A 24,677-nucleotide genomic window follows, 5' to 3' on the forward strand; every position below is an offset into this window, starting at 1 on the left:
GGCCCCGGCCCCGCGGCTGGGCCACCCCCTCGACCACGCCGCCGAGGACTACGCCGAGATCTGACGGCGCCCCCGTCAAGCGGTGCCGGTCAGGCGGGCCCCATCACCACCGGCTGCGGTGTCAGGGGAGCCTCGGCGGGCTGGCGGAGGAAGACGCTGAACACCGCGGGACGCGACTTGGTCAGTTCGAGCCGGGCGTCGTCCACCGCGGCCAGCGAGTGGGCCAGGTAGAGGCCGAGCCCGGTGCCGCGGCCGCCGCTGATGCTGCGTTCGAAGATGCGGGGCGCCAGCTCGGCCGGGATGCCGTCGCCTTCGTCGCCGACCTGGACCACCACCGAGCCGCCGGACGGCTTGGTGTGGATGGTCACGGTTCCGGCGCCGTGCGTCAGCGCGTTCTCCAGCAGGGTGGCGACGATCTGGGAGAGGCCCTCGGGGTTGGTCAGGCCGACCAGGCCCGGCTCCCCGACGATCCGGACGTCCCGGCCCGCCTTGCGGAAGCTCGGCCGCCACTCCTCGACCTGCTGGGCGACGATCTCGTCGATCGGGGACGCGACGACGCCGCTGGTCCGGTCGTGCCGGGCGCGGGCGAGGAGCTGCTCGACGACCGCGACGAGGCGCTCGGTCTGCGCGACGGCGGCGGCGCCCTCCTCGCGGACGACGTCGGGGTAGTCGGCCGCCTCGATCATCTCCTCCAGCCGCATGGACAGCGCGGTCAGCGGCGTGCGGAGCTGGTGGCTGGCCTCGGCCGCGAAGTCGCGGCTGGCGATCAGCAGCCCGGTGATGCGGACGGCGCTGCTGTCCAGCTGCTCGGCGACCCGGTCGACCTCCGGGATGCCGTAGCGGCGCGGGCGCGGGCGGGCGTTGCCGCTGCCGAGCCGGTCGGCGGTCTCGGCGAGGTCGACCAGCGGCAGCGTCAGCTTGCGGGCCTGCATCATGGCGAGGCCGACGGTGACGGCGACGCCGAGCAGCGCCAGGCTGCCGATCAGCAGCAGCAGCCGCAGCGCGCCGTCGCGGACCTGCGCCTCCGGCCGCGACACCCGGACGCGGACCGCGCCGTGCACGGCGGTCGCGGACAGGACGCGGCCGCGGCGCGGCGGGCCGGCGGTGACCGTCCGGCCGTCCGGCATCGTGATCGAGATGTGCCGGCCCGGGTACTCCCGCGCGACGACCGCGCCGGTGACGGGCTGGTGCGCCGCCAAGGCGTAGCCGACGCCGCCGGCGATGGAGGACGCCTCCCGGTCCAGTGACCGGCCGGCCTCGGCGTAGACGAGCTTGCGGGCCGCGAAGGCGAGGGGTATGCCGAGCAGGAGGAGCGCGACCACCGCCACCGCGAGCGTCGACAGGAGGAGTCGGCGCCTCATCAGGGCTCCTTCGAGGGTGGGGCCACGGCGCGTGCGGCACGCGTCCCGGGGGCCTCTCGGGAAGGCCCCCGGCGTCCCGCACGTCCGCGGCGGCCGGTACTAGTCGCCGCGCTCGAACCGGAAGCCGACGCCCCGCACCGTGGTGATGTAGCGGGGACTGCCGGCGTCGTCGCCGAGCTTGCGGCGCAGCCAGGAAATGTGCATGTCGAGGGTCTTCGTGGAACCCCACCAGTTGGTGTCCCACACCTCGCGCATGATCTGTTCGCGGGTCACGACCTTGCCGGCGTCGCGGACGAGGACGCGCAGCAGGTCGAACTCCTTGGTGGTCAGCTGCAGCTCCTGTTCGCCCATCCAGGCGCGGCGCGACTCGGCGTCGATCCGCACCCCCTGGACGATCGGGGTCTCGGTGCTGCCCCGGCGCAGCAGCGCCCGCACCCGGGCGAGCAGCTCGGCCAGCCGGAACGGCTTGGTCACGTAGTCGTCGGCACCCGCGTCGAGCCCGACGACGGTGTCGACCTCGTCGGCCCGGGCGGTGAGGATCAGGATGGGCACGCCGTGCCCCTCGGCCCGTACCCGGCGGGCCACCTCGAGGCCGTCCAGTTCGGGCAGGCCGAGATCGAGGACGATGAGGTCCACGCCGCCGCCGAGCGCCCGCTCCAGCGCCTGCGGGCCGTCCGGGCTGACTTCGACGGTGTACCCCTCGCGCCGCAGCGCGCGGGCGAGAGGCTCGGAGATGGACGTGTCGTCCTCGGCGAGCAGTACTGAGGTCATGGACCGATCGTATGACCATTCTTGAACATTGCCCGGCTCCCGTCGCGCTCTTGACCTGCGGTTTGCCACTCGTAGTACATCCTCGAATACCGCTTTTCGGGCAAAACCGGGGTCTAGAACGCATTGCACCCCGGGCGCGGGGGCCGCGCGGTCAGCCGAAAACGCCCACGGAGGTCCCTGGCAGCGCCACGGCGGCCGTTCCGGAATCGCCGATGCCGTCGGTATCCAGGTGAATTGCCGGGTTCGACGCGAGCAGCAGCCGGGGCGCCGGCCGCACTCGCGGGCCGGCCGGGAGCAGCACCGCACGGTCGCCGAAGTTCGCCGCCACGCACACCGAGCCGCGCCACATCATCAGCCAGCGCACCGCGTCGTCGTCCGCCTCGACCGTCGTCTCGGTCAGCCGGGGGTCGTTCAGGCCGGGCGTCGATCGGCGCAGCGCGATCAGCGAGCGGTGCCATTCCAGCAGGTCATTGTGGGGTTCCCGGTCGAGCTCAGACCAATCGAGGACGGATCGCCGGAAAGTTTCCACAGCCTGTGGATCAGGAATGTCGCCGGACCATCCGTGCCGGGCGAACTCCCGGCGCCGCCCTTCGCTGACCGCGCGCGCCAATTCCGGGTCCTGGTGATCGGTGAAGTAGCACCACGGGGTGGATGCGCCCCATTCCTCGCCCATGAAGAGCATGGGCGTGAACGGCGCGAGCAGCAGCAGGGCCGCGCCCACCTTGAGCAGATCCGGGGACGGCAGGATCACGCCTATGCGATCGCCTGCCGCGCGGTTGCCCACCTGGTCGTGGTTCTGCAGGAAGCCCAGGAAGCGATGTGCGGGCGTCTCGGCGAGGTTCACCGGACGGCCGTGGTGCCGTCCCCGGTAGGTGGACATGGTGCCGTCGTGGACGAACACGTTGGTGAGGGCCTTCTTCAGCGTCTCCAGTGAGCCGAAGTCGCAGTAGTAGCCCTGTCTCTCACCGGTGAGCGCGGCGTGCAGGGCATGGTGGAAATCGTCGCTCCACTGGGCGTCCATGCCGTATCCGCCCGACTCACGGGACGTCACCAGGCGCGGGTCGTTGAGGTCGGATTCGGCGATGAGGAACAGTTCCCGCCCCAGGTGCGCCGACAGGGCGACCACGGCCCGTCCCATCTCCTCAAGGATGTGCACGGCGCTGTGGTCGGTAATGGCGTGGACGGCGTCGATGCGCAGCCCGTCCAAGTGGAAGTCACGCAACCACATGAGGGCGTTCTGGACGACGAACGCGCGGACCTCGTCCGAGCCCTCCTGGTCGAAGTTCACTGCGTCGCCCCAGGGGGTGGTGTGCGCGCTCGTGAAGTACGGGCCAAAACTGCCTAGGCGATTCCCGTCCGGGCCCAGGTGGTTGTAGACGACGTCCAAGACGACGGCCACACCGCGCGCATGGGCGGCGTCCACGAAACGCTTCAGACCGTCCGGGCCGCCGTAGGGCTCGTGCGGCGCCCATAGGTGGACGCCGTCGTAGCCCCATCCGTGCTGCCCCGGGAAGGACGCGACCGGCAGCAACTCCACGGCGTCCACCCCGAGCGCCACCAGGTGGTCGAGACGTTCGGCCGCCGCGTCGAACGTCCCCTCGGGCGTGAAGGTGCCGACGTGCATCTCGTAGAGGACGCTTCCGGCGAGCGGACGGCCGTGCCAGTGCTGGTCCGTCCAGGCGAAGCGCTCGTGGTCGTAGACACGGCTCCTGCAATGGACACCGTCGGGCTGCCAGGGGGACCGAGGGTCCGGCAGGACCTCCTCGGCGTCGTCCAAGATGAAGCCGTAGTCGGCCCCATGGTCGGCGTGCGAGACCTCGGTTCCCCACCATCCGTCTGGGAGCGCCTCCATAAGGTGCCTGGTGTCGCCTGCCAGGACGTCCACGCGGGCGGCGGCCGGTGCCCACACCTCGAACCGGGCGCTCACCGATCGATCACCCTGGGGACGAGCAAGGCGACGGGGAGGTGCTCGAAGACGCGGGACGCGTCCAGGAACGGGCCCATGTGCGTGCAGCCGGTGAGGACGTCCCGCCAGCCCTGGCGGCGGACGTCCACTCTCGTCCCGCCCCAGCCGCCGCGGCGTTCCAGGCCCACGGGCAGCCGGGTGGCCAGCGCGACCGCCTCACCGCGGGCGAACCCGACGACGTGCTCGGCGGCCGGCCCGCGCGCGGCCACCGGCTCGTGCCGGGAACCGGGCCCGAACCACTCGGGATGCGACCGCCGCAGCCGCAGGACGCGGGACGTGACGAGGAGCTTCTCGTCGTCCACCTCCTTCGGCTGGCGGCCCGTGTCCAGCCGGAGGAGGTGCTCGCGGCGCCGCCCGTAGTCGACCGGCCGCCGGTTGTCGGGGTCGACCAGTGCCAGGCCGGTCAGCTCGCAGCCCTGGTACACGTCCGGAACGCCCGGCATCGCCAGCTGGACGAGCTTCTGCCCGAGCGTGTTGACGCGCGCGTAGCGGGCCAGCTTCCTGACGAACGACGTCAGGTCGGTGATGAGGTCGGGATCGGACAGGACGCCGCGCGCGTACGCCAGAACGGCCTCCTCGTAGGCCGGGTCTTGCTCGACCCAGGAGGTGTGCGTCTTGGCCTCGCGCATGGCCTTGATCAGGAACTCCTCCAGGCGGCCTATGGTGAGCGGCCACGCGCCGACGAGCGTCTGCCAGAGGAGGTATTCGAGGTCCGGCTCCAAGGGGGCCGTGGCCGAGCCCCAGTTCCGCCACCGTTCCACGGCTTCGGCCCAGTCCCCTGGGAGTTCCGCCAGGACGGAGAGCCAGGCCCGTACGTCCTCTTCCCGTTTGGTGTCGTGCGTGGACAGCGTCGTCATCGTCAGCGGCCAGTCGCGGGCGAGTCGGATGCAGTAGGCGTGGAAGTCCTCTGGGCTCACGGAGAACCGCCCTGGGGCGCCACCGACCTCGTTCAGCGCGGCCAGACGGTTCCACCTGTAGAAGGCCGTGTCCTCCACGCCCTTGGCGGCGAGCGGAGCAGTCGTCTGCTGGAAGCGCACGATGAACTCGGCATCCGTGCGTTCGCCGCTTCCCAGGGCCAGGTCTACGACCGTCTCAAGGTCGCCGTGCAGTTCCTCTGGCAGATACGTGCGCGCACGTCCGGCGGCCTCGTTCAGGACGTCCACGGCCTGCTGCGGCGCGTCCTCCCCTGGCACGACGTAAGCGCGGTAGACGGGCATGGCGACCAGCAGCTCGACCAATGCCCGTTCCAAGCCGGGACGGCTCTCACCCACGACCCGCTTAAGGACGCGCAAGAGCCGGTCGACCTCGGGCTTGAGGCCGTGCGTGGCGGCGTGCAGGCGCGCGGCGTGCTCCGCCTGCTCGAACTCGGCCGGGTTGCCCGTGAGCGACACGTAGTAGTCGGTGAGGGGCTTCTCCCCGGCCGGGTCGACGAACAGCCCCCCGATCATGCCGAGCGCGTCGTAGCCGGTGGTGCCGGCGCAGGACCAGTCCGGCGGCAGCCGCTCCTCGCCCTCGGTGATCTTCTCGACGAGCAGCCACCGGTCCGGGGCCGCCTCCGCCAGCCGCCGCAGGTAGCCGCGCGGGTCGGCGAGGCCGTCCGGGTGGTCGACGCGCAGGCCGTCCACCATGCCCTGCCCGACCAGGCCGAGCAGCAGGGCGTGCGTCCGCTCGAAGACCTCCGGGTCCTCCTGCCGCAGCCCGATCAGCCCGGAGATGTCGAAGAACCGCCGGTAGTTCGGCTCGCCCTCGCCGGGCAGGACGACCCGGCCGCCGCCCGCGTCCCAGTCGATGTCGAACCACTTCGCGAACGGCGACCCGCGCCCGTCCGCGAGGACGGCGGCGAGCGGCAGGTTCAGGTCGTGCCGCTCCGGGATCGCCATGTGGTTCGGGACGACGTCCACCAGCACCCGCAGCCCGTGCGCACGGAACCGCGTCGCCATGGCGCCGAACGCCTCGGAGCCGCCCAGCTCGTCCGACAGCCGGGAGTGGTCGACGACGTCGTAGCCGTGCGTGGACCCGGGCGCGGCCTGCAGGACCGGCGACAGGTAGACGTGCGACACGCCGAGGGACGCGAGGTAGGGGGCGAGCGCGGCGGCCTCGGCGAAGCCGAAGTGCTCCTCGGGCGTCCCGCGGAGCTGGAGGCGGTAGGTACCGGTCGGGGGCGCGGTGGACTCGTCTTCAGCGGGGAGGGTCTCTTCGGTGCTGTGGTCCTCGGACACGGCTTCCTTCGGGGGGTCGGCGGGCGGCGGTTCCTCGGGGGCGGGCTCGGCCTGCATGTCGTCGTTCATCCGCTCGTCCCCGCCTGTCAGAGCCGGCGCAGGACCTGGATCGAGCGCGCGCCGACCGGCACGTTCTCGCGGGCCTTCACGACGGGCGACTCCTCCTCGGCCAGCAGGGGGTCGGCGGTGTCGAGCATCTTTATCCACATCTGCCCGTACAGCGCGGGCGGAAGCGTGAACGGCAGGTCCCCGTCGTGCGCGTTGAAGATCAGCAGGAAGGAGTCGTCCCTGACCTGCTGCCCGCGCCGGTCGGGTTCACCGATCGCCTCGCCGTTGAGGAACACGTTCAGCGACTTGTTGAAGCCGGCCGACCAGTCCTTGTCGGCCATTTCCGTCCCGCCCGGGGTGAACCAGACCAGGTCGGGCAGATCCTCGGGCTTCGAGGCGGCGCGGCGCGCGCGCTTGGTCCGCTGGTCGCCGAGGAAGAAGCGGCGCCGCCGGAACACCGGGTGCTCGGTCCGCAGTTCCGACAGCTGCCGGACGAAGTCGAGCAGGACGCCGCGCTCGTCGAAACCGCGCTCGTCGAAACCGCGCTCGTCGAAACCGCGCTCGTCGAAACCGCGCTCGGCGCGCCGGGGCGAGCGCGTGTCGTCGCTCAGGCCCGTCCAGTCGACCCAGGACAGCTCGCTGTCCTGGCAGTAGGCGTTGTTGTTGCCGCCTTGGGTCCGGCCTATCTCGTCGCCGTGCAGCAGCATCGGGACGCCCTGCGACAGGAACAGCGTGGTCAGGAAGTTGCGTTTCTGCCGTTCGCGCAGCGCGATGACGTCCAGGTCGTCCGTCGGGCCCTCGTGACCGCAGTTCCACGACCGGTTGTCGTCGCTGCCGTCCCGGTTGCCCTCCCCGTTGGCCTCGTTGTGCTTGGCGTCGTAGGACACGAGATCGTTCAGCGTGAACCCGTCGTGGCACGTCACGAAGTTGATCGACGCGATGGGGCGGCGGCCGTCGTCGGCGTACAGATCGGACGAGCCCGTCAGCCGGGACGCGAAGTCGGGCATCGCGCCCGGCTGCCCGCGCCAGTAGTCGCGCGCCATGTCGCGGTACTGGCCGTTCCACTCCGTCCACAGCGGCGGGAAGTTGCCGACCTGGTAGCCGCCCTCCCCGATGTCCCACGGCTCGGCGATCAGCTTCACCTGGGAGACGACCGGGTCCTGCTGGACGAGGTCGAAGAAGGCCGACAGCCGGTCCACCGCGTGCAGCTCGCGGGCCAGCGCCGCGGCGAGGTCGAAGCGGAACCCGTCCACGTGCATCTCGGTCACCCAGAACCGCAGCGAGTCCATGATCAGCTGCAGGACGTGCGGGCTGCGCATCAGCAGGCTGTTCCCGGTGCCCGTCGTGTCGGTGTAGTAGCGGGGGTCGTCGTCGGCGAGCCGGTAGTACGAGGCGTTGTCGATGCCCCGGAACGACAGCGTCGGCCCGAGGTGGTTGCCCTCGGCGGTGTGGTTGTAGACGACGTCCAGGATCACCTCCATCCCGGCCGCGTGCAGCGCCTTCACCATCGCCTTGAACTCCAGCGCCTGCTCGCCCCGCTGCCCGGACGAGGAGTACTCGTTGTGCGGCGCGAAGAACCCGATCGTGTTGTAGCCCCAGTAGTTGCGCAGGCCGCGGCCCGTCAGCGCGTCGTCGTGGACGAACTGGTGGACGGGCATCAGCTCCACCGCCGTCACCCCGATCGAGCTCAGATGATCGGTGATCACCGGGTGGCCGAGGCCCGCGTAGGTGCCGCGCAGCGCCGGCGGGACGTCCGGATGCCGGGCGGTGAGGCCCTTGACGTGCGCCTCGTAGATCACCGTCTCGTGGTAGGGGATGCGGGGCGGGCGGTCGTCGCCCCAGTCGAAGTACGGGCTGACGACCACCGACCGCATCGTGTGGCCCGCCGAGTCGCTGTCGTTGCGCGACCACGGGTCGCCGAACCGGTAGCCGAAGCACGACTCGTCCCAGTCGACCTCGCCCTCGACGGCCTGCGCGTACGGGTCCAGGAGGAGCTTCGCCGGGTTGCAGCGCAGGCCGCGGCGCGGGTCGTAGGGGCCGTGCACCCGGAACCCGTACCGGCGCCCCGGCATGACGCCCGGCACGTAGCCGTGCCAGACGAAGGCGTCCACCTCCGGGAGGGGGAGCCGGGTCTCCTCGCCGTCGCCGGCCGGCCCGTCGAACAGGCACAGCTCCACCCGCTCGGCCGCCTCGGAGAAGACGGCGAAGTTCGTTCCCGCACCGTCGAACCGGGCGCCGAGGGGGTAGGCGTCGCCCGGCCAAACCTGCGCCACCGTCCGGCCCTCCACTCCGGTGCGGCGCCGGGAGCCACGACGGCACACCGGCCGGGGCCGCACGCCGGAAGCCCTTCCCCGTGAGGGGTGGATCACACCGATCGGGACCCCTCTGGCCAGAACGGACATACCTGGGCTACGTTAGGGGAGCCTTACCTTAATGAGGCTGCCCTTACAGCCCCAGGTCAGGCACCTTGGACAGGACGAGCCGCACGGAAGGTCTCCCACCGGAATGTACGTCTGCGTCTGCAACGCCGTCACGGAGGACGACGTTCACGGCTGCATGGCGGGCGGTTGCACGACCGCGAAGGCCGTCAAGGCCGCCTGCGGGTTCAAACCCGGCTGCGGCTCCTGCACCAAGCGCATCCACGCGATGGTCAGCGAGTACCGCACCGCCTCCGAGCTGGCGGACGCGCTGACCGGCGGGCCCCTCGCCCTGTCGGCCGTCCCCGAGCCGGCGCTCGCCGAGGCCCCCGGTCCCACCGCCGGGCCGGCCGCGCCCGCGCCGATCATGCCGGAGACCGAAGGGGGAGCCGAGACGCCCACCGCCGCCTGACCACCGGCCCCACGGCCCCGCACGCGAGACGGAAACGCCGACGTGCGGGGGCCAGTGCTGTCCTGGACCCGGCACGCATGCGAGCATGGGCCGCATGGAAGGCGACAAGGACATCATCGGGCTGCTCAACGAGCAGCTCACGGCGGAGCTCACGGCGATCAACCAGTACTTCCTGCACTCCAAGATGCAGGAGAACTGGGGCTTCACCCGCATCGCCAAGCACACCCGCGACGAGTCCATCGACGAGATGCGGCACGCCGAGCGGCTCACCGACCGGATCCTGTTCCTGGAGGGCCTGCCGAACTACCAGAAGCTCGGCACCCTGCGGATCGGGCAGAACATCGTCGAGCAGCTCGAAGCGGACCTCGCGATCGAGATGGAGGCCGTGGCGCGGCTGCGTCCCGGCATCGAGCTGATGCGCTCGCGCGGTGACGTCACGTCCGCCCGGATCTTCGAGGACATCCTCGCCGACGAGGAGCAGCACGTCGACTACCTGGAGACCGAGCTGAGCCTCATCCAGGCCCTCGGCGAGCAGAACTACCTGCAGCGCCTCACCGGCTCGCCCGGCGACGACGGCCCGAGCCCCGTCTGACCCCTAGCCGGCGGTCCCCGGGCCGCCGCTCCTGCGCAGCACGTACGGCTGGACGATGCCGAGGCCGCGGACCGGGCGCCGCACGATGCGGGTGACCTCGTAGCCCGGCAGATCCTCCAGTCGCGCGGCCAGCTCCCCGTCGATCACGACCGCGCCCGGCCGCGCGAGGGAGGTGAGCCGGGCCGCGAGGTTGACCGTCGTGCCGAACACGTCGCCCATCAGCGGCAGGACGGGGCCGTGCGCGACGCCGACCCGCACGTCCGGGACCTCCGTCTCGTCCTGGATCGCCGCCGCCACGGTCAGCGCGATCTCCGCGCCGACCTCCGGCGTCTCCGCGCTGAACAGCACCTCGTCGCCGAGCGTCTTCACCAGCCGGCCGCCGCAGGAGGCGATGATGTCGGCCGCGGTCTCCTCGAACCACTCCACGACCCGGGCCAGCTCGATCTCCTCCAGCTCCCGGCTGACCTGGGTGAACGACACCATGTCGGCGAACCCGACCGTGGTCATCGGACGGGCCGCCGGGTCGCCGTTCTCCCGCGTCGCCGCCGCCGCGAGCGCCCGCGTCCCGGCCGCGGCGAGCTGGCGGCGCCAGGCGTGCACGACCAGCGGCTCGAACTCGCCGATGTGCTTCTCGGCGATGTCCACGACCGTGGCGACCGCCTCCGCCGACGGCGTCTCGTACAGATCGGGGGTCAGCATGCTCCGCAGCAGGTTGACCTGCCACTCCGCCAGCCGGGTCATGGTCTGGCCGAACGCCCGGACGAGCCGGATCACGCCGTCCTCGTCCAGGATCCCGTCGTCGACGAGCCGGCGGAGGCGGTCCAGCGCCGCGACGTCGCCCTCGGTGTAGGCGACCGTCTCGTCCGGCATGGACGGGTAGCCGAACGCCCGCCAGATCCGGCCGGCGAAGTCCCGGGACACCCCGGACAGCCGGACGGCCTCGACGCGGTTGTACCGCAGCTCGCCCCCGAGCAGGAGCTCTTCGATCTCCCTCGGATCCGGCAATCCGGCCGCCATCATCCGCCCCTCAGTCCGCCGCCGCCATGGACCGTGGCGGCGGCGTCATGGATCGGTACCCGCCCATATCGTCGCAGATCAGCAACCGGGTCAACGTGCGGACCGCGGATCGCCGTTCCCCGTTCACCGGACGTGCACCACGTCGCCGGCGCTGACCGCGCGCTCCCCCACCGCCAGGCGCCCCGCTCCGTCCACGTCCCGGGCCGTCCCGGCGAGCCGCTCGCCGCCGGGCAGTTCCACGTTCACCTGGCGGCCGAGCGTGGCGCACAGGTCCTTGTACGCGGTACGCAGGCCGCTGGCCTCCGGATCACCGGCGAGCGCCGTCCACTCCCGGTACCAGGTCGCGAACTCGCGGAGGATCGCGCGCAGCAGCGGCGCCCGGTCGGTCAGCGGCGCGCCCTCGATCGCGAGGGACGTCGCCGCCGGCACGGGCAGCTCGTCCTCGCGCAGGCTCACGTTCAGGCCGATGCCGGCGATGAGCGCGTCGTCGACCTTCTCCACCAGGATCCCGGCGAGCTTGCGGTCCCCGGCCAGCACGTCGTTCGGCCACTTGAGGCGCGCGTCCACGGCCACGTCGGCGGGCTCGCCGAGGAACCCGTCCCCCGTCTGCGACCAGGCGGTCATCCGGCGGACGGCGGTGGCGACGGCGACGCCGGTCAGCAGCGGCGCCCAGCCCAGCAGTTCCACCGGCACCCGCGGCCGCAGCAGGACCGAGAGCGCCAGCCCCGACCGCGGCGGCGCCGTCCAGGTCCGCCCGAGGCGGCCGCGGCCCGCCGTCTGCAGCTCGGTGACCAGCACGGTCCCCTCCGGTGCGCCCTCGCGGGCGCGGGCCGCGAGATCGGCGTTGGTGGAGCCCGTCTCGTCCACTACGCGGACGTCCCGCCACAGCCCGCCGTCCCGGACGAGCGCACGCCGGAGCGCCGCCTCGTGCAGCGGCGGCCGGTCGAGATCCCCATACGGTGATTCGCTCACCCGTCCATCCAACCCCACGCCGAGTTCGATCTTGGGACCGGCGTCCGGCCGCGCGGGCCGCGCTCGTTAGGGTGCCCCCATGGATGGTGTGACGCTGCGGCGCGACGGGCATGTCGCGGAGATCGTGCTGGACCGGCCGGAGGCGCTGAACGCCCTGTCGACGGCGATGGCGCGGCGGCTCGCGGACGTCTGCGCCGAGGTGGCGGCGGACGCGTCCGCCCGCGCGGTGGTGCTGAGCGCGGCCGGTGCGAAGGCGTTCTGCGTGGGCGCCGACCTCAAGGAGCGCAACGCGATGACGGACGAGGAGATCCTCGCGCAGCGTCCGGTCTTCCGGGCGGCGTTCGGCGGGGTGCTGAACCTGCCGCAGCCGGTGGTCGCGGCCGTGCACGGCTACGCGCTCGGCGGCGGCTGCGAGTTCGCGCTGTCCGCCGACCTGATCGTCGCGGACGAGTCGGCCGTGTTCGGGCTGCCCGAGGTGAGCGTCGGGCTCGTCCCCGGCGGCGGCGGAACCCAGCTCGCCCTGCGCCGCCTCGGCCCCGGCAAGGCCGCCGACCTGGTCTTCACCGGCCGCCGCCTGGACGCGGAGGAGGCCCTCGCCTTCGGCCTGGCCGACCGCAAGGTCCCCGCCGGAACGGCCCGCGAAGAGGCCCTGGGCATCGCCGGCGCGATCGCGCAGAACTCCCCCGTCGCCGTCCGCGCCGCCAAGCGCGCCATGCGCCTAGGCGCCGGCGTCGGCTTGGACGCGGGCCTGGACCTCGAAGAGAACGCCTGGCGCACCGTCGCCTTCTCCGCCGACCGCCGCGAAGGCATCGCCGCCTTCACCGAAAAGCGCAAGCCCAACTGGCCCTGACCGTGGTCAGGTGGTGAGGGTGTCGGAGTGGCCCGCCGCTAGGCGGGGCCATTGGGCGGTGGGGCGGCCGTCCTTGCCGAAGAAGCCGGCGTTGGTGGAGCCTGCGCGGGGCCAGTCGGCCGGTGAGTCCTCCCAGTCCTCCTGGCGGCCGTAGACGGTCATGTCCATCAGCGAGTAGGCGATGTCGAGCGCTTCGACGCCGCGGCCGTTCGTCCAGTAGGTCTCGAAGACGCGGTCGCCTTCGCGTAGGTAGCAGACCAGGTGGAACATGCCGGCCGTGCGTCCGGTCAGGAGGGTCTCGGCCGACTCTTCGGCGGAGTACCAGGGCATCGTCCAGCCCATGAAGTCGCGGTACCGGACGGTCTCCTCGTACGGGCCCTGGCAGAACGTCGCGTAGGTGATTCCGGCGGCGTGCAGGTTGGACAGCTCGCGGACCTGCCCGTTGTAGTACGTGCAGCCCTCGCACTGCTCGGCGGCGGGACGGCCGGTGGACCACATCATGTAGTAGGCGACCAGTTGGCGGCGTCCCTCGAAGGCGTCCAGCAGCGTGACCGGGCCGTCGGGGCCGACGAGCGGGGTCTGCGCGTCGACCTCCACCATCGGCAGACGGCGGCGGGCCGCCGCGATCGCGTCGCCCGCGCGGGTGTGCGCCTTCTCCCGGATACGCAGCGCGTCGAGTTCGGCCTGGAAGGCGGCGCGGTCGACGACGTCGGGCATCGGCTGTGTCGTGTCGGTGTTCATGGGGTCTTCCCTTCCTCCCGGTGGACTTTCACCCCACCGACGAAGGGCACCCAGCCGGGATCGACATCGCCAGGAAAATTCTTCAAAGTTCGTTCAGGCGGCCGGTCAGGTAGCGGCGGTCGGCCTCGGTGGGCGCCAGTTCCAGGGCCTCCTCGTATGCGGCCTTGGCCTCGGCGGCGCGGCCGTCGCGGCGGAGCAGGTCGGCGCGGGTGGCGGGGAGCAGGTGGTATCCGGTGAGCTGCCCGGACGCGGCGAGGTCGTCGACGAGGGCCAGACCGGCCGGGATGCCGTCGGCCATCGCGACCGCCACGGCGCGGTTGAGGTCCACGACCGGGGACGGCGCGAGCCTGGCCAGCTCGCCGTAAAGGGATGCGATCTGCGGCCAGTCCGTGCTCGCCGTGACGGACGCGGTGGCGTGGCAGGCGGCGATGGCGGCCTGCAGTTGGTAGGGCCCGGCGCTCCGCCTGGCCAGCGCCTGGTCGAGTGTCGCCACTCCCTCGGCGATCAGCGCGTTGTCCCAGCGCGACCGGTCCTGGTGTTCGAGGGTGACCAGCACGCCGTCTTCGGTCCGGGTCGCGCGCCGGGCCTCGTGCAGCAGCATCAGCGCCAGCAGGCCGCGCGGTTCGGGTTCGGCCGGCATCAGCCCGGCGAGGACCCGCGCCAGCCGGATGGCCTCGGCCGTCAGCGCGCGGCGCGGGTCCTCCTCGCCGTACCCCTGGTTGAAGATCAGGTAGAGCACCGCGAGGACGGCCGCGAGCCGCTGCGGCAGCGCTTCGGCGGGCGGCACCCGGTACGGGATGCCGGCCTCCTGGATCTTGCGCTTCGCGCGGACCAGGCGCTGCGCCATGGCGGGCTCGCCGGTCAGCAGAGCCCTGGCGATCTCGGCGGTGCTCAGGCCCGCCAGCGTGCGCAGGGTCAGCGCGACCCGGGCCGGGAACGGCAGCGCCGGATGGCAGCACGTGAAGATCAGCCGGAGCCGCTCGTCGGGGATGTCCTCCTCCGCCGGCTCGCCGCGGGCCGGGACGGCCAGCTCGCGCAGCTTGGCGGCCCCGGCGGCGTCGCGGCGCAGCCGGTCGAGCGCGCGGTTGCGGGCCGCCGTGGTGAGCCAGGCACCCGGGCGGCGCGGGACACCGTCGCGCGGCCAGGTCGTCAGCGCGGCGGCGAACGCGTCCTGGGCGCAGTCCTCGGCGAGGTCCCAGTCCCCCGTCATGGCGATCAGGGTCGCGACCACCTGGCCCCACTCGTCCCGGTAGGCGGTGTCGACGGCCGCCCGGACGTGGTCGCCGGTCATTCCCAGACGGGACGGACCTCGACGCCGCCCCAGCGCGCGTAGGGGTGCCCGGCGGCGATCTGGATCGCCTCGTCCAGGTCCGCGCACTCGACAATCACGAAGCCGCCGACGAAGTCCTTCGTCTCGGCGAACGGCCCGTCCGAGACGAGGGTCTCGCCGTCGCGGACCCGGACCGTCGTCGCGTCCACCACCGGCCGCAACCGCACACCGACGAGCTTGCCGCCGCGGCGCTCCAGGTCGTCCACCCACGCCTGGTGCACCGGATCGTCCGCAAGCTCCTCGTTCGACGGCGACACCGTCTCGTCATCGCAGATCAGCAGCGCATACTTCATGCACTCGATTCTGCTACGCGAGGGGCTTGGACATGTGGACGACGTTGCGGCCGCCTATGTCCTCGCGGGACGTCTCCTCGTAGCCGAGCCGCTCGTAGAGAGCGATGTTCTTTGTCATCAGCTCGTTGGTGTAGAGGCGCATGCGGGGCAAGGCGAGGGTGCGGGCGTGGTGCTCGGCGAAGGACAGGAGGGCGCGGCCTATGCCCTGGCCGTGGCGGGCAGGGGCGACGGCGACGTTCTCGATCAGCAGCGTGGCGTCCTCGGGGATGAGGACGATCACGGCGTCGGGGCCGTCGCCGGTCACGAACACCTGGTCGGCGTTGATCAGGGCTTCGTAGTCGGCGTCCATCGGGATCGGGCGGGCGCCGATGAGTTCGGCCCAGGGGGTGTAGGCCGCCTCGACGATCTCTTCGATGCGCGGGCGGTCGGCCTGCGTGGCGGGTCTGATCATCGTCAGCCCGTGTTCTGGAGGCCGGCGGCGACGCCGTTGACGGAGAGGAGGAGCAGCGATTCCAGGTGGGCTCGTTCCTCTTCGTTGTCGACGCCTGCGCGGAGGGCGGTCAGGGCGCGTAGCTGAAGATGGGAGAGGGCGTCCACGTAGGGGTTGCGCAGTTCGACGGCCCTGGAGAGGACACGGCGGTTCTCCAGGAGGCGGTCGTGGCCCGTCACCGCCAGGACGAGGCGGTGGGTGCGGTCGTACTCGGCCAGGACGGTCTCTGAGAGCTCCGGGCGCTCGCCGAGGGCCAGGTAGCGTTCGGCGATCGCGCGGTCGGACTTGGCGAGGCTCATCTCGGCGTTGTCGAGGAGCGTGTTGAACAGCGGCCACGCCTCGTAGGCCTCGCGCAGGGCGGTGAGGTCGCGGCCGTCGGCGGAGACGGCGGCGAGGCCGCTGCCCAGGCCGTACCAGCCGGGGAGGTTGACGCGGGTCTGCGTCCAGGCGAACACCCAGGGGATGGCGCGCAGGTCCTCCAGGCCGCGGGCGGCCTTGCGGCGGGCCGGGCGGGAGCCGATGCGGAGCTCGGAGATCTCCTCAAGCGGGCTGACCTGGGCGAACCAGACGGCGAAGTCGTCGGTCTCGATCAGGCCGCGGAACGCCGACCGGGCGGCCTCGCTGATCTTGTCGGCGAGGGGGCGGAAGCGGGCCGCGGCCGCGCGGGCCCGGTCCTGGACGGCGTCGGTCGAGGCGAGCAGGACCGCGCTGGTGACCTGCTCGACGTGCCGCTTGGCGATCTCGCTCTGGCCGTAGCGGGCGAAGATGACCTCGCCCTGCTCGGTGACCTTGAAGCGGCCCGCGACCGAGCCGGGCGCCTGGGCGAGGATGGCGCGGTTGGCGGGGCCGCCGCCGCGGCCGAGGGAGCCGCCGCGGCCGTGGAACAGGGTCAGCCTGACGTCGTGGCGGGCCGCCCACGCGGCCAGGGCCTCCTGCGTGTCGTACAGGCGGAGGGTCGCGCTGGTCGGGCCGAGCTGCTTGGCGGAGTCGGAGTAGCCGAGCATGACCTCCAGGCGGCGGCCGGTCTCGTCCAGGCGGCGCCGGACGGCGGGGATCTCCAGCATCCCGTCGAGGACGGACGGGGCGCGCTCCAGGTCCTCGCCGGTCTCGAACAGCGGGACGACGTCCAGGACGGGGGCGCCGTCGCCGAGGGAGGCGGCGAGCGCGTGGACGTTGGCGATGTCGTCGGCGGAGCGGGTGAACGAGACGACGTAGCGGTGGCAGGCCCGGACGCCGAAGCGGTTCTGGATCCACGCGACGACGCGGAGGGTCTCAAGGATCTCGTCCGTCATCTCGGAGCGGTCGCCGTCGAGTTCGGCCAGGGCCTTCTCGTGCAGTTCGGAGTGCTGGCGGATCTCCAGCTCGGCGAGGTGGAAGCCGAACGTCTCGACCTGCCAGACGAGCTGCTGGACGCGCCCGTACGCCTGGCGCACGGCGCCCGCGGCGGCGAGGGAGTCCTGGACGGCGCGCAGGTCGGCGAGCAGCTCGTCCGGGGAGGCGTAGGCGAGGTCGGCGTCGCGCTCGCGGGTCGCGGCGATGCGGGCCGCCGCGTAGAGGAGGAACTGGCGGTGCTCCTCGCCCGGCGACCGCTTGCCGATCTCGCGGAGCCGGGACGGGTGCGCGGTGCGGGCGGCGGCCAGGGCGTCCAGCAGGTCCTTGGACGCGGGCGTGGTCGTCTCGTGGACGGTCAGCTCCCGCCCGATGCGGGCGCAGGCCGTCTCCAGGGCGCGCAGCACGTGGTCGGCCTGGATCATGACGGCGTCGCGGGTGACCTGGGCGGTGACGTAGGGGTTGCCGTCGCGGTCGCCGCCGATCCAGCTGCCGAACCGCAGGTACGGGCGGGCCGTCGGCGGCCGGGTCCCGGAGTCGTCGCCGTCGAGGGCGCGGTCCAGGGCCCGGTAGATGTGCGGCACGACCCGGAAGATCGTCTCGTCGAACGCGGCCATCGCGGTGCGGACCTCGTCGAGGGGGTCCATCTGGGTGCCGCGGCGCAGGGCCGTCCGCCACAGCAGGTCGATCTCCTCGCGGAGGCTGAGCTCGGTCTCCTCGCGCTCGGTGGCGCCCGGGCCGTCGTTGAGCCGGGTCAGCAGGTCGCTGATCCGCTGGATGGCGGTGACGACGGCGCGGCGGCGCGCCTCGGTGGGGTGCGCGGTGAAGACAGGGCGGAACTCCAGCCCGTCGATGATCCCGTCGAGCCGGCCGTCGCCGGACGCGCGGATCTCCTCGATCGCGGCGGCGACGGACCCGGAGACGGCGCCGCCGGTGTCGCGCTCGCGCAGCGTCCGGATGCGGTGGTGCTCCTCCGCCAGGTTCGTCAGGTGGAAGTACACGGTGAACGCGCGGGCGACCTGCCCGGCGCGTTCCAGTGTCCAGCCGTCGACGAGGGCGGCGACCTGCGCGGCGGCCGTCTCGCCGCGGCGGGCCGCGATCACCGCGTGGCGGAGCCGCTCGACATCGTCCAGCAGCCCTTTCCCGCCGTACTCCACGAGGGAGTCGCCGAGCACGGCGCCCAGCAGCCGCACGTCCCGGCGCAGCGGTTCGGGCATGTCCTGCCGAAAGATGTCACGCGTCTTCGTAGCCACCCGCCCAAGCCTAACGAGCGGCCCTGGCGAGCAGCGGAGCGGCCGCTTTCATCCCGGTCAGCGGCACCCGGCCGCACGGGCCGGACCAGCGGGTGGCTACCCTGACCGGCATGGCGACGGAAGCCCCTGAACCCCCCGTGGAGTACGACGTCCACACGACGGCGGGAAAGATCGCGGACCTGGAGCGGCGCCGGTACGAGGCGGTGCACGCCGGCTCGGCGCGCGCCGTGGAGAAGCAGCACGCCAAGGGCAAGATGACGGCCCGGGAGCGGATCGACGCGCTGCTCGACCCCGGCTCGTTCGTCGAGTTCGACGAGATGGCGCGGCACCGCTCCACCAACTTCGGGATGGAGCGGAACCGGCCCTACGGCGACGGCGTCGTCACCGGGCACGGCACGGTGGACGGCCGGCCGGTCGCGGTCTTCAGCCAGGACTTCACGGTGTCCGGCGGGTCCCTCGGCGAGGTGTTCGGCGAGAAGATCGTCAAGGTGATGGACCACGCGCTGAAGACCGGCTGCCCGGTGGTCGGGATCAACGACTCCGGCGGCGCGCGGATCCAGGAGGGCGTGGTCGCGCTCGGCCTGTACGCCGAGATCTTCAAGCGCAACGTGCACGCGTCCGGCGTCATCCCGCAGATCTCGCTGGTCATGGGGCCGTGCGCGGGCGGCGCCGTGTACTCGCCGGCGATCACCGACTTCATCGTGATGGTCGACCAGACGTCCCACATGTTCATCACCGGGCCGGACGTGATCAAGACGGTCACCGGCGAAGAGGTGACGATGGAGGAGCTGGGCGGGGCGCACTCGCACAACTCCAAGTCCGGCGTCGCGCACTACCAGGGGTCGGACGAGGACGACGCCGTCGAGTACGTCAAGGCGCTGCTGTCGTACCTGCCGTCCAACAACCTGGCCGACGCGCCGGCGTTCGACGTCCCCGTGGACGTGACCGAGACGGACGAGGACCTCGACACCCTCATCCCCGACTCGCCCAACCAGCCCTACGACATGCACACCGCCATCGAGCACGTGCTGGACGACGGCGAGTTCCTGGAGGTCCAGGAGCAGTTCGCGCCGAACATCATCGTCGGGTTCGGCCGGGTCGAGGGGCACTCGGTCGGCATCGTCGCGAACCAGCCGATGCAGTTCGCCGGGACGCTCGACATCGACGCGTCCGAGAAGGCCGCCCGGTTCGTCCGGACGTGCGACGCGTTCAACCTCCCGGTGCTGACGTTCGTGGACGTCCCCGGCTTCCTCCCCGGCACCGACCAGGAGTGGAACGGCATCATCCGGCGCGGCGCGAAGCTCCTGTACGCCTACGCCGAGGCGACCGTCCCACTCGTCACGGTCATCACCCGGAAGGCCTACGGCGGCGCCTACGACGTCATGGGGTCCAAGCACCTCGGCGCCGACGTCAACCTGGCGTGGCCGACCGCGCAGATCGCGGTGATGGGCGCGCAGGGCGCGGTCAACATCCTGTACAGGCGCGAGCTGGCCGCCGCGGACGACGCCGACGGCCGCCGCGCCGAGCTGATCACCGAGTACGAGGACACGCTCGCCAACCCCTACGTCGCGGCCGAGCGCGGCTACATCGACAACGTGATCAAGCCGTCCGAGACGCGCGGCCAGGTGGTGCGGGCGCTTCGGGCACTCCGGGAGAAGCGCAAGACGCTGCCGCCGAAGAAGCATGGGAACATCCCGCTCTAACAGGGACACGCCCAGGAGGTCGGAGATCTCGTGACCGCTGACAGCAAGCCGTTCCTCCAGATCGTGCGCGGCGATCCGTCGCCGGAGGAGATCGCGGCGCTGGTCGCCGTGCTGACCGCCCGCGCCGGGGCCGCCGCCGCGGCGCGGAACGGCGGGGCCCCCAGGACGTCCCGCTGGGCCGACCGGTCCCGGCTCGTCCGCAACACGTTCGCGGGCGACCTCGGGCCGCGCGGGCCGGGCTCCTGGCGGGCCAGCGGCCTGCCGCGCTGACGCCCGCGCAGGCCCCCGAGCGACATGTAACCGTGGTTCGCGCCCAGTGCGGGGCCGGGCACGAATAGGGTGGAAGGCCATGGCCACCTCGGAGTACGTCCCACAGCCCGCGCGATACGCGATCTTCGTCGACGCGGGGTACCTTTACGCGGCCTCCGGGGCCCTCTTGCTCGGCTGCGGGTCCCGGCGCGAGTACCGGGTCGCCGCGGAGAAGCTGATCAAGGCGCTGACCGACCACGCCGACGAGCAGCGGCGCGGCGAACTGCTGCGGGTGTACTGGTTCGACGCGGCGCCGAAGCGGCAGCCGACCGTCGACCAGCGGGTGATCGCGAACCTGCCGCTGGTGAAGCTGCGCCTCGGGAACCTGAACGCGCAGGGCCAGCAGAAGGGCGTGGACGCGCAGCTCCGCGCCGACCTGGAGGCGCTCGCCCGGCACCGCGCGATCACCGACGCGGTGCTGCTGGCCGGCGACGAGGACATGCTGCCCGCCGTGGAGGCCGCCCAGCGGTACGGCGTCCGCGTGCACCTGTGGGGCGTGGAGCCGACGCACGGCTCCAACCAGGCCGAATGGCTGGTGTGGGAGTCCGACACGGTGGAGGTGCTGGCGGCCGACTTCCTGCGCCCCTACTTCACCAAGGCCAAGGTGCTGCCGGTGCCGGGCGCCGCCGCCGCGGTGCGGGACGCCGCGGGCGCCGCGCACCGGACGAGCCCCGTCCCGTCCCCGTCGCAGGTGTTCGCGGGCAAGCCGCCGTCGGTCAAGCCGGTGCCCGCCACCGTCCGCGCGTCCGTCCCGGTGGCGGGGAACGCGACGCCCGCCACGGTCGCCGCGTCGATGAACTCCGCCGCCGCGGCGCCGTCCGACGGCAAGCTCGGCCCCGACCGCGACCACATGCTGGAGTGCGGCGAGCACGTCGCCCAGAAGTGGATCTTCGAGCGGGGCCGGGACAACATCCGCGACCTGCTGCCCGGCCCGATCCTGCCGCCCGTCATCGACAAGGAACTGCTGATCGAGGCGGAGAAGACGCTCGGCTCCTCGCTGCGCCCCTACCAGGAGGCCCGCACCTGGCTGCGGGACGGCTTCTGGGAGCGCGTGTACCGCGAGTTCGGCATCGGCATCGGCAAGTCCGACTAGCCTCCGCGCCGAACACGTTTCGCAGTTGACCGGGCACGGTGCGTCGTTTCCCGGTAGGGTCCCCGCCGTGATGGGGGGAGACCGCGCATGGGAGGACGATCACGGGCCGCCGCGCTGCCGCTCGCCGCGGTCCTCGCGCTGACCGGCGTCCTGGCCGGGTGCGAGTCGCCCGTCCCGTTCTACCGGCCCGGGGAGGGATCGCCGGACGCTCCGGTGGTCGGGCTCGGCGGGCCGGCGCCGTACCTGCGCGCGCGCCCGGACGAGCCGGGGCGCGACGACCCGTCCGCGCCGGGCGGTGACGTGCCCGTCGCGCCCGCCGGCGGACGCGTCTACGCCGCCACCGGGCCCGGCATGATCGCGCCGAACGCGCGCGGGATGCCGGCGCGCCTGTACGTCGCGAACGGCCGGTTCATCGACGTGCTCGACCCGGCCGCGCCGCGCGTCACCGGCCGGTTCCATCCGGGGACGACGGCGTCGCGGGTCGTCTCGTCGTGGGACCTGCGGCGGCTCTGGGCGACCGACCGGGTGCACGGCAGGCTCGTCCCGGTCGGGCCGCGCAGCGGGCGGCGGGGGCACGCGGTCCGGATCGCCTCGCCCACCGCGCTCTACTTCACCCCGGACGGGCAGGACGCGCTGGTCCTGGCGCGCCACCCGTCCCGGATCGACGTCCGCGACCCGCGCACGATGGCGCCCCGGGCGTCGCTGCCGATGCCGTGCGCCGCCGAGCACGCCGACTTCTCCCTCGGCGGGACGGCGCTGGTGGCGACGTGCACCGCCGCCGGCGCGCTCACCCGCGTCGACCTCGCGACCCGGCGCGTCTCCGGGACGATCCGCCTGCCGAAGCGGGCCCGCCCCGGTGACCTGCGGCTGTCGCCCGACGGCACCGTCTTCTACGTGGCCGACGCGCGCACGGGCGGGGTGTGGCTCGTGGACGCCCGGCGGTTCGCGCTGCTGGGGTTCGTCAAGACCGGGCCGGGGGCGCGCGGGCTGGCGATCAGCCGGGACGCGCAGCGCCTGTTCGTCGTGGGCGGCGGCACCGTCACCGCCGTCGCGTTCCGGGCGCGGCGGGTCGCGTCCCGCTGGCCGCTGCCCGGCGGCGGCTCGCCGGTACCGGGCGGCGTGTCGTCGGACGGCACGGCCCTCTGGCTCGCCGACCCCGCCGGCCTCGTCTACGCCGTCTCCACCCGCACGGGCCGCGTCCTGCGCAAGATCAGGGTCGGCGGCCACCCGACCGCCCTGTGCGTCCACCCCCAGCCGGGCCGCTACTCCCTGGGCGGCACCGGCCTCTACCGCTAGCGGGAGGTGGCGTGGTGCCAGTCGGGGAGGAGTTCCTCTACCAGCGCCTCCGTCTCGGGCTGGAGGCGGTCGAACATGGGGTGGCGGCCGACGCGGGCGCGTAGCTCGTCCACGACCACCTGGACCTGGGGGACGTCGCCGGACGCGTGGGTGGCGCGGAGCAGGTCGCGCCACAGGCCCTCGTCCTCGTGCGCGAGCCGCAGTCCGGCGCGGGCCGCGCCCACCGCGCCGCGCGGGTCGCCCTCGTCCAGGCGGAGCACGACGAGGCGGTGCGCGACGTCGATGACCCGCGCGGGCGCCTCGTACTCCAGGTCGTGGTCGGCGAGCCACGCGTAGCGGCCGCGCGGCCGGTCGGCGAGGAGCGGGCCGCGGACGAGGTCCAGCGCGTACGCCATGTAGGCGGTCTCGGACGCGGGCTCGGCCACCGACCGCCACACCAGCCAGCGGAACACGTCGAGGTCGACGCGCACCTCGGAGCCGAGCCTGATGCGGCCGCGCTCGTCCTGGTACAGGTTGGGGCGGCCCCGCGAGTCCGGCCCGAGCCAGTCCGACACGCGGGCCACGGCGGCGTCGCGGACGCCGGAGGTCACGCCGCGCGGCCAGATCGCGCCGGACAGCACCGTCGGGTGGACGCCTTCCGGGTGCGCCGCGAGGTACACGAGCAGCTCGGTGGACAGTTCGCGGCGGCTCTCGTCCATCGGGCCGCGCGCCTGCACCTCGATCGGGCCGAGCAGCCGCACCTCGGCCGACGACTGCTGCGCGGCGGGCGGCTCCTCGCCGCCGGCCAGGCCCGGCAGCTGGACGGACTCGTGCCGCGCGGCCGTCCGGAACAGCTCGAACACGCCGCGGTAGTCGTCGTCGGGGACGAGCTGGGCGTCGACGTCGAAGCCGAGCACCCCGGCCTGGAGCCGGCCGTGGGCGTCGACGTCCCACGTCCAGGTGGCGCCCTGCACGTCGCCGGGGACGAGGTAGCCGGCGGCCATCCGGGTGCCGGTGCGGGCGAGCGCGACGAGCCGGTCCGCCTCCCGCTCCATCGGCCGGTCCGCCATGATCAGGTAGTGCGGCATCCACGCCTCGCCGAACACGCCGCGGCAGCGCCCGGTGAGGACCGAGTCGACGCCGGACGCGGCGAGCGCCTGCCGCACCTCCTCGCTGCGGTGCTCCAGTTCGGGCAGCGCGTCCGCGAGCGTCGGTACGGACCGGACCCGGTCCGGGGCGATCTCGGCGAGGCCCTCGCCGAGTTCCGCGTCGAACCCGACGAGCGTGATCCGCATGTGGTCGGACCAGCGGTTGGTGGCCAGCTCCAGGGCGACCGCGGACAGCACCGCGCGGCGGGTGTCCTCGGGGCCGCGCAGCGCGATCAGCCCGTGCGCGGCCTCCAGGTCGACGAGGATGCGGCCGTTGTCGTTCGTGCCGATCGAGACCAGGCCCGGGTAGGGGGCGAGGACGTCGCCGAGGTCGGACGCCTCCAGGGCGGGCAGCGCCTCGGCGTGCAGCCGCCACACCTGGCCGTCGTCGAACGCCTGCCAGGGCGCGGGCGGGTTCCGGTCGGCGGGCGCGATCCACAGGTCGAGGGAGCCGCGGCCGAGGTGCACGCCGTAGACGGTCGGCATGGCCCGGCCGCCCGCCGCCATGGACTTCGACATGTGCCGCAGGCCGAGGTCGAGCAGCCGCACCGCGTCGTCGTCGGCGCCGGTCCGCAGCGCCCGCTCCGCCTGGGCCGCCGCCCCCTCCGGCCGGACGATCATGTGCCCGAACGCGCGGCGCCACATCTGGGCGCGGCGGCGCCGGCCGAGCACGAGGAGCAGGCCGGCGCCGAGCAGCGACGCCGCCGCGAGGCCGTACGGCCAGCCGATGCCGAACGCCGAGCCGGAGTCCTCCTGCTGCGGGGAGCCCTGCCCGGGGACCTCGGCACCGCCGCTGCCCGCGTGCCCGCCCATCTCGCCGGACGGCCCGCCGCCGTGCGCGGGCGGATGCTGCGCCTCGCTCTGCTGAGGCTCGGGCTGCTGCGGCGCGGGGTGCTGCGACGCCGCCGGCGGCTCCGGCGTGGCCGGCGGGGCCTGCGACGCGGGCGGCTGCGAGGCTGGCGGCTGTGAGGCTGGCGGCTGTGAGGCTGGCGGCTGTGACGCCGGGGGCTGCGAGGCGGGCGGGTGCGATGCCGGAGGCTGCGACGCGGGGGGTTGCGCGGCGGGCGGCTGCGACACCGATGGTGAGG

General features: G+C 73.0%; 21 protein-coding genes. 8 read left to right on the top strand and 13 right to left on the bottom strand.

The genetic code is table 11. The features are described 5' to 3' along the window. Nucleotides 1-89: 89 nt before the first annotated feature. The 5 genes from E1293_RS24200 to glgX form a co-directional block, all read right to left on the bottom strand. Nucleotides 90-1,361 (bottom strand): ATP-binding protein, encoded by a 1,272-nt coding sequence (locus tag E1293_RS24200; protein ID WP_132199744.1) that lies wholly within the window; start codon nucleotides 1,359-1,361, stop codon nucleotides 90-92. A 99-nt stretch (nucleotides 1,362-1,460) separates the two neighbouring features. Then, complete coding sequence (locus tag E1293_RS24205) at nucleotides 1,461-2,132, bottom strand: response regulator transcription factor (protein WP_026402549.1); 672 nt, start codon at nucleotides 2,130-2,132, stop codon at nucleotides 1,461-1,463. 151 nt (nucleotides 2,133-2,283) lie between these two features. Then, nucleotides 2,284-4,059 (bottom strand): malto-oligosyltrehalose trehalohydrolase, encoded by a 1,776-nt coding sequence (gene treZ, locus E1293_RS24210; RefSeq protein ID WP_132199745.1) that lies wholly within the window; start codon nucleotides 4,057-4,059, stop codon nucleotides 2,284-2,286. After that, entirely contained in the window at nucleotides 4,056-6,386 is a 2,331-nt protein-coding gene (treY, locus tag E1293_RS24215) for a malto-oligosyltrehalose synthase (protein ID WP_132199746.1), read from the bottom strand. Before treY ends, treZ begins: the two co-directional genes overlap by 4 nt. A gap of 17 nt (nucleotides 6,387-6,403) precedes the next feature. Next, complete coding sequence (gene glgX, locus E1293_RS24220) at nucleotides 6,404-8,638, bottom strand: glycogen debranching protein GlgX (protein ID WP_207939058.1); 2,235 nt, start codon at nucleotides 8,636-8,638, stop codon at nucleotides 6,404-6,406. 232 nt (nucleotides 8,639-8,870) lie between these two features. On the opposite strand from glgX, the gene E1293_RS24225 reads away from it, so the two are divergent. Together E1293_RS24225 and bfr are read left to right on the top strand one after the other, a co-directional pair. Beyond that, on the top strand, nucleotides 8,871-9,194 hold the full coding sequence (locus E1293_RS24225) for a (2Fe-2S)-binding protein (RefSeq protein ID WP_132199748.1): 324 nt from the start codon (nucleotides 8,871-8,873) through the stop codon (nucleotides 9,192-9,194). 94 nt (nucleotides 9,195-9,288) lie between these two features. Continuing rightward, nucleotides 9,289-9,786 carry a bacterioferritin gene (gene bfr / locus E1293_RS24230; protein WP_132199749.1) on the top strand — a complete coding sequence of 166 codons (498 nt, stop codon included), beginning with the start codon at nucleotides 9,289-9,291 and terminating at the stop codon, nucleotides 9,784-9,786. 3 nt (nucleotides 9,787-9,789) lie between these two features. Here the strand turns inward: bfr and E1293_RS24235 are convergent, their stop codons facing one another. Next, nucleotides 9,790-10,803: an adenylate/guanylate cyclase domain-containing protein gene (locus E1293_RS24235; RefSeq protein ID WP_132199750.1), complete on the bottom strand. Its 1,014-nt coding sequence runs from the start codon at nucleotides 10,801-10,803 to the stop codon at nucleotides 9,790-9,792. Between the two features lie 123 nt (nucleotides 10,804-10,926). Beyond that, nucleotides 10,927-11,775 carry a biotin--[acetyl-CoA-carboxylase] ligase gene (locus tag E1293_RS24240; RefSeq protein ID WP_132199751.1) on the bottom strand — a complete coding sequence of 283 codons (849 nt, stop codon included), beginning with the start codon at nucleotides 11,773-11,775 and terminating at the stop codon, nucleotides 10,927-10,929. 79 nt (nucleotides 11,776-11,854) lie between these two features. Here E1293_RS24240 and E1293_RS24245 point away from each other — a divergent pair, with 79 nt between their 5' ends. Further along, nucleotides 11,855-12,625 carry an enoyl-CoA hydratase/isomerase family protein gene (locus E1293_RS24245; RefSeq protein WP_132199752.1) on the top strand — a complete coding sequence of 257 codons (771 nt, stop codon included), beginning with the start codon at nucleotides 11,855-11,857 and terminating at the stop codon, nucleotides 12,623-12,625. A gap of 6 nt (nucleotides 12,626-12,631) precedes the next feature. Here E1293_RS24245 and E1293_RS24250 read toward each other — a convergent pair whose 3' ends face one another. From E1293_RS24250 to E1293_RS24270, 5 genes are all read right to left on the bottom strand, one after another. Continuing rightward, nucleotides 12,632-13,366: a DUF899 family protein gene (locus E1293_RS24250; protein ID WP_132199753.1), complete on the bottom strand. Its 735-nt coding sequence runs from the start codon at nucleotides 13,364-13,366 to the stop codon at nucleotides 12,632-12,634. Nucleotides 13,367-13,448: 82 nt separating this feature from the next. After that, nucleotides 13,449-14,657: an RNA polymerase sigma factor gene (locus tag E1293_RS24255; RefSeq protein ID WP_132199754.1), complete on the bottom strand. Its 1,209-nt coding sequence runs from the start codon at nucleotides 14,655-14,657 to the stop codon at nucleotides 13,449-13,451. Continuing rightward, complete coding sequence (locus E1293_RS24260; protein ID WP_132199755.1) at nucleotides 14,654-14,989, bottom strand: YciI family protein; 336 nt, start codon at nucleotides 14,987-14,989, stop codon at nucleotides 14,654-14,656. The genes E1293_RS24255 and E1293_RS24260 overlap by 4 nt, the downstream gene beginning before the upstream one ends. A 13-nt stretch (nucleotides 14,990-15,002) precedes the next feature. Continuing rightward, entirely contained in the window at nucleotides 15,003-15,440 is a 438-nt protein-coding gene (locus E1293_RS24265; RefSeq protein ID WP_132199756.1) for a GNAT family N-acetyltransferase, read from the bottom strand. Nucleotides 15,441-15,442: 2 nt separating this feature from the next. Further along, nucleotides 15,443-18,025 carry a phosphoenolpyruvate carboxylase gene (locus E1293_RS24270; protein WP_132199761.1) on the bottom strand — a complete coding sequence of 861 codons (2,583 nt, stop codon included), beginning with the start codon at nucleotides 18,023-18,025 and terminating at the stop codon, nucleotides 15,443-15,445. Between the two features lie 146 nt (nucleotides 18,026-18,171). Between E1293_RS24270 and E1293_RS24275 the strand changes: the two genes are divergently transcribed. The 4 genes from E1293_RS24275 (at nucleotide 18,172) to E1293_RS24290 (ending at nucleotide 22,462) form a co-directional block, all read left to right on the top strand. Beyond that, nucleotides 18,172-19,764, top strand: a complete 1,593-nt coding sequence (locus E1293_RS24275; RefSeq protein WP_132199757.1) for an acyl-CoA carboxylase subunit beta — start codon at nucleotides 18,172-18,174, stop codon at nucleotides 19,762-19,764. 30 nt (nucleotides 19,765-19,794) lie between these two features. Next, on the top strand, nucleotides 19,795-20,034 hold the full coding sequence (locus E1293_RS24280; protein WP_132199758.1) for an acyl-CoA carboxylase subunit epsilon: 240 nt from the start codon (nucleotides 19,795-19,797) through the stop codon (nucleotides 20,032-20,034). A gap of 79 nt (nucleotides 20,035-20,113) precedes the next feature. Further along, entirely contained in the window at nucleotides 20,114-21,166 is a 1,053-nt protein-coding gene (locus tag E1293_RS24285; RefSeq protein ID WP_132199759.1) for an NYN domain-containing protein, read from the top strand. A gap of 87 nt (nucleotides 21,167-21,253) precedes the next feature. Further along, nucleotides 21,254-22,462, top strand: a complete 1,209-nt coding sequence (locus tag E1293_RS24290) for a YncE family protein (RefSeq protein WP_132199760.1) — start codon at nucleotides 21,254-21,256, stop codon at nucleotides 22,460-22,462. Here the strand turns inward: E1293_RS24290 and E1293_RS24295 are convergent. After that, complete coding sequence (locus E1293_RS24295; protein ID WP_243716461.1) at nucleotides 22,459-24,402, bottom strand: AfsR/SARP family transcriptional regulator; 1,944 nt, start codon at nucleotides 24,400-24,402, stop codon at nucleotides 22,459-22,461. The genes E1293_RS24290 and E1293_RS24295 overlap by 4 nt on opposite strands. On the opposite strand from E1293_RS24295, the gene E1293_RS49545 reads away from it, so the two are divergent. Next, entirely contained in the window at nucleotides 24,391-24,558 is a 168-nt protein-coding gene (locus tag E1293_RS49545) for a hypothetical protein (RefSeq protein WP_243716464.1), read from the top strand. The genes E1293_RS24295 and E1293_RS49545 overlap by 12 nt on opposite strands. Nucleotides 24,559-24,677: the final 119 nt, after the last annotated feature.

It is taken from the genome of Actinomadura darangshiensis (assembly GCF_004349235.1).
Taxonomy (GTDB): Bacteria; Actinomycetota; Actinomycetes; order Streptosporangiales; family Streptosporangiaceae; genus Spirillospora; species Spirillospora darangshiensis.

Excerpts from the sequence above, each read along its gene's own strand:
- E1293_RS24200 (WP_132199744.1), bottom strand. The coding sequence starts at position 1,361 with ATGAGGCGCCGACTCCTCCTGTCGACGCTCGCGGTGGCGGTGGTCGCG.
- E1293_RS24205 (WP_026402549.1), bottom strand. The coding sequence starts at position 2,132 with ATGACCTCAGTACTGCTCGCCGAGGACGACACGTCCATCTCCGAGCCT.
- treY (WP_132199746.1), bottom strand. The coding sequence starts at position 6,386 with ATGAACGACGACATGCAGGCCGAGCCCGCCCCCGAGGAACCGCCGCCC.
- E1293_RS24225 (WP_132199748.1), top strand. The coding sequence starts at position 8,871 with ATGTACGTCTGCGTCTGCAACGCCGTCACGGAGGACGACGTTCACGGC.
- bfr (WP_132199749.1), top strand. The coding sequence starts at position 9,289 with ATGGAAGGCGACAAGGACATCATCGGGCTGCTCAACGAGCAGCTCACG.
- E1293_RS24235 (WP_132199750.1), bottom strand. The coding sequence starts at position 10,803 with ATGGCGGCCGGATTGCCGGATCCGAGGGAGATCGAAGAGCTCCTGCTC.
- E1293_RS24245 (WP_132199752.1), top strand. The coding sequence starts at position 11,855 with ATGGATGGTGTGACGCTGCGGCGCGACGGGCATGTCGCGGAGATCGTG.
- E1293_RS24250 (WP_132199753.1), bottom strand. The coding sequence starts at position 13,366 with ATGAACACCGACACGACACAGCCGATGCCCGACGTCGTCGACCGCGCC.
- E1293_RS24255 (WP_132199754.1), bottom strand. The coding sequence starts at position 14,657 with ATGACCGGCGACCACGTCCGGGCGGCCGTCGACACCGCCTACCGGGAC.
- E1293_RS24260 (WP_132199755.1), bottom strand. The coding sequence starts at position 14,989 with ATGAAGTATGCGCTGCTGATCTGCGATGACGAGACGGTGTCGCCGTCG.
- E1293_RS24265 (WP_132199756.1), bottom strand. The coding sequence starts at position 15,440 with ATGATCAGACCCGCCACGCAGGCCGACCGCCCGCGCATCGAAGAGATC.
- E1293_RS24270 (WP_132199761.1), bottom strand. The coding sequence starts at position 18,025 with ATGCCCGAACCGCTGCGCCGGGACGTGCGGCTGCTGGGCGCCGTGCTC.
- E1293_RS24275 (WP_132199757.1), top strand. The coding sequence starts at position 18,172 with ATGGCGACGGAAGCCCCTGAACCCCCCGTGGAGTACGACGTCCACACG.
- E1293_RS24285 (WP_132199759.1), top strand. The coding sequence starts at position 20,114 with ATGGCCACCTCGGAGTACGTCCCACAGCCCGCGCGATACGCGATCTTC.
- E1293_RS24290 (WP_132199760.1), top strand. The coding sequence starts at position 21,254 with ATGGGAGGACGATCACGGGCCGCCGCGCTGCCGCTCGCCGCGGTCCTC.
- E1293_RS24295 (WP_243716461.1), bottom strand. The coding sequence starts at position 24,402 with ATGGGCGGGCACGCGGGCAGCGGCGGTGCCGAGGTCCCCGGGCAGGGC.